Annotated in this window: 5 protein-coding genes; all 5 read right to left on the bottom strand. The window is 56.2% G+C overall.

Features of this window, described 5'->3' with window-relative positions; genetic code table 11:
* A partial coding sequence (locus tag AC1DRJ_RS22340; protein ID WP_477804052.1) for a phosphatidate cytidylyltransferase occupies window positions 1–178 on the bottom strand: 178 nt, incomplete at its 3' end.
* The gene (gene uppS / locus AC1DRJ_RS22335; protein WP_477804051.1) at window positions 178–930 is read right to left on the bottom strand and encodes a polyprenyl diphosphate synthase; all 753 of its coding nucleotides are present in this window, start codon (window positions 928–930) and stop codon (window positions 178–180) included. The genes AC1DRJ_RS22340 and uppS, both read right to left, overlap by 1 nt.
* A 13-nt stretch (window positions 931–943) precedes the next feature.
* Window positions 944–1,501: a ribosome recycling factor gene (gene frr, locus AC1DRJ_RS22330; protein ID WP_007949335.1), complete on the bottom strand. Its 558-nt coding sequence runs from the start codon at window positions 1,499–1,501 to the stop codon at window positions 944–946.
* The gene (gene pyrH, locus AC1DRJ_RS22325; protein WP_003172271.1) at window positions 1,498–2,241 is read right to left on the bottom strand and encodes a UMP kinase; all 744 of its coding nucleotides are present in this window, start codon (window positions 2,239–2,241) and stop codon (window positions 1,498–1,500) included. The genes frr and pyrH overlap by 4 nt, the downstream gene beginning before the upstream one ends.
* A 209-nt stretch (window positions 2,242–2,450) precedes the next feature.
* Window positions 2,451–3,257 (bottom strand): translation elongation factor Ts, encoded by an 807-nt coding sequence (tsf, locus tag AC1DRJ_RS22320; protein ID WP_477804050.1) that lies wholly within the window; start codon window positions 3,255–3,257, stop codon window positions 2,451–2,453.
* Window positions 3,258–3,259: the final 2 nt, after the last annotated feature.

The following is a 3,259-nucleotide window of genomic DNA, read 5'->3' as shown; positions in this document are numbered from 1 at the left end:
CGGCATAGGCAACGCGAACAGGCTGAGCAGTGAAGCCGGCCAGCCGCGCCCACTCCCAAGCGCCGAGCGTCACTACAAACCCGATGAACAGCGCAAAACTGGAACCTTCAAGCAGGAAAAACCCGCACAAAGCGATCGGCAGCAGGATCAGTGCGGTGATGATTCGTTGTTTAAGCATTAAACCCGGGCTCCATTCTCGACCTGCTCGCTCGTTTTACCAAAGCGGCGCTGGCGAGAAGCGAAATCGGCCAGTGCGTTTCGCATGGCGTCGTGTTTGAAGTCCGGCCAGAACAGGTCGGAGAAGTACAACTCGGCGTAAGCCAACTGCCACAGCAGGAAGTTACTGATGCGGTGCTCACCACCCGTACGGATGCACAAGTCCGGCAACGGCAGGTCGCCGGTGACCAGACAGGTTTGCAGCAACTCCGGGGTAATGTCTTCCGGACGCAGATGCCCGGCCTGAACTTCCCGCGCCAGACGCTGAGCGGCCTGCGCGATGTCCCACTGACCGCCGTAATTGGCGGCAATCTGCAAGACAAAACGGTTGGCACCGACGGTCATCGCCTCAGCTTCACGCATGGCAGCCTGAAGCTCGGGATGAAAGCGCGAGCGATCACCGATGATGCGCAGACTGATGTTGTTGTCATTGAGGCGCTTGGCCACGCGACGCAACGCCTTGAAGAACAAATCCATCAAGGCACTGACTTCATCGGCCGGGCGCTGCCAGTTCTCACTGGAGAAGGCGAACAAGGTCAACACCTCGACCTTGGCCTCAGCACACACCTCGATCACCGCACGAACCGCATCCACACCCGCTTTATGCCCGGCGACACCCGGCATAAAGCGCTTCTTCGCCCAGCGATTATTACCATCCATGATGATCGCGACATGGCGCGGTACCGCGGACGGCACAGTCTGCTTGGTCTTCATGAAAAGGCGACCCTTATACGGCCATCAGGTCGGCTTCTTTCTGCTTGGTGGCCGCATCAATGTCAGCCTCAGCCTTGTCGGTCAGCTTCTGGATATCAGCAGCAGCACGACGCTCTTCGTCTTCGCTGATTTCCTTGTCTTTGACCAGTTTCTTGAGGTCACCCAGGGCATCGCGACGAATGTTGCGCACGGCAACACGAGCATCTTCCGCTGCACTACGTGCCTGCTTGGTGAAGCCCTTGCGGGTTTCTTCAGTCAGGGCAGGCATGGAGATCAGCAGCAACTCACCCAGGTTGGTGGGGTTGAGGTTCAGGCCAGCACTCTGGATCGCCTTGTCGACGGCCGCGAGCATGTTGCGCTCAAACGCGACGACCTGCAGGGTCCGGGAGTCTTTTACCGTGATGTTGGCCACTTGGGTAATGGAAGTGTCTGTGCCGTAGTACGGCACCATCACGCTACCCAAAATGCTTGGGTGGGCTTTGCCGGTACGAATCTGACCAAATGCATGGTTCAGAGAGTCCAGGGATTTCTGCATGCGCTCTTGAGCGTCTTTCTTGATTTCGTTGATCATTGTTGGCCTTCCTCGATCAGGGTCCCTTCAGCGCCGCCATGCACGATATTCAGCAGGGCGCCGGGCTTGTTCATGTTAAAGACGCGCAATGGCATCTTGTGGTCGCGGCACAGGCAAATGGCCGTCAGATCCATCACACCCAGCTTGCGATCCAGCACTTCATCGTAAGTCAGATGATCGAACTTCTCGGCATGCGGGTCTTTGAACGGGTCAGCGGTGTAGACGCCATCGACCTTGGTCGCCTTGAGCACGACATCGGCATCGATTTCGATTGCACGCAAGCAGGCCGCCGAGTCCGTGGTGAAGAACGGATTACCCGTACCCGCCGCGAAAATCACGACTTCCTTGGCGTTCAGGTGGCGCATGGCTTTGCGACGATCATAGTGATCGGTCACGCCCACCATGGAAATGGCCGACATCACGATGGCTGAGATATTGGCACGTTCCAGCGCATCACGCATGGCCAGGGCATTCATCACAGTGGCCAGCATGCCCATGTGGTCGCCAGTTACCCGATCCATGCCGGCCGCGCTCAGCGCTGCACCACGGAACAGGTTACCACCACCGATCACCAGACCGACCTGAACGCCGATACCGACCAGTTGGCCGACTTCCAGCGCCATGCGATCCAGAACTTTCGGATCAATCCCGAACTCTTCCGAGCCCATCAGGGCCTCGCCGCTAAGCTTGAGTAGAATGCGTTTATAGCGAGCCTGATAACCACTGCCCTGCTGAGCCATTGCGAATCTCTCCTGCGGCGTATTTTAAAAATTCTTTGCGAGCTGTTTACAGCTGCGCTCACTCTAGCTTGGCGCTGCTTCAGCGCCATCGGAACATGGCTTTGTAAGCCAGTTCCAACGGGAAACCAATTAAAAATTGGTAGCCCATCTGAAAAGAGGCTGCGCGCGTAAGCGGGCAGCCTCTTCAGGGCGACAGTTTAAAAACTGTCTTACGACTTGGCAGCAGCCAGCTGGGCAGCAACTTCTTCAGCGAAGTTGTCGACCGGCTTCTCGATGCCTTCGCCTACTTTGAAGTAGGTGAAGGAAACGATTTCAGCACCGGCTTTCTTGGCCAGTTCGCCGACCTTGATTTCAGGGTTCTTGACGAACGCCTGCTCAACCAGGCTGGCTTCGGCCAGGAACTTGCTGATACGGCCTTTGACCATGTTTTCAACAATGTTTTCTGGCTTGCCTTTGATTTTTTCTTCGTTCAGCTGCAGGAACACAGCTTTTTCACGCTCGATCGCTTCGGCAGAAACTTCCGAAGGCAGCAGGAACTCTGGGTTGCTGGCCGCTACGTGCATAGCGATGTCTTTGGCCAGTTCAACGTTGCCGCCTTTCAGGACAACTGCAACACCGATTTTGTTGCCGTGCAGGTAACCACCAACAACATCACCTTCAACGCGTACCAGGCGACGGATGTTGACGTTTTCGCCAACCTTGCCAACCAGTACCAGGCGATCAGCCTCTTGAGCGGCGATCAGCGGAGCGACGTCAGTCAGTTTGTCGGCGAACGCTTTTTCAACGCTAGCAGCAACAAATGCCTTGAAGTCGTCCTGCAGGGCCAGGAAGTCAGTCTGCGAGTTTACTTCCAGCAGAACAGCAGATTTGCCGTCTTCTTTCAGAGCGATAGCGCCTTCAGCAGCCACGTTGCCTGCTTTCTTGGCAGCCTTGATTGCGCCGGAAGCACGCATGTCATCAATGGCTTTTTCGATGTCGCCGTCAGCCTTTTCCAGGGCTTTCTTGCAATCCATCATGC

The organism is Pseudomonas sp. P5_B2 (assembly GCF_056400445.1).
Note: the sequence above shows the minus strand (reverse complement) of the source record. Positions and strands in the feature narration are given on the sequence as shown.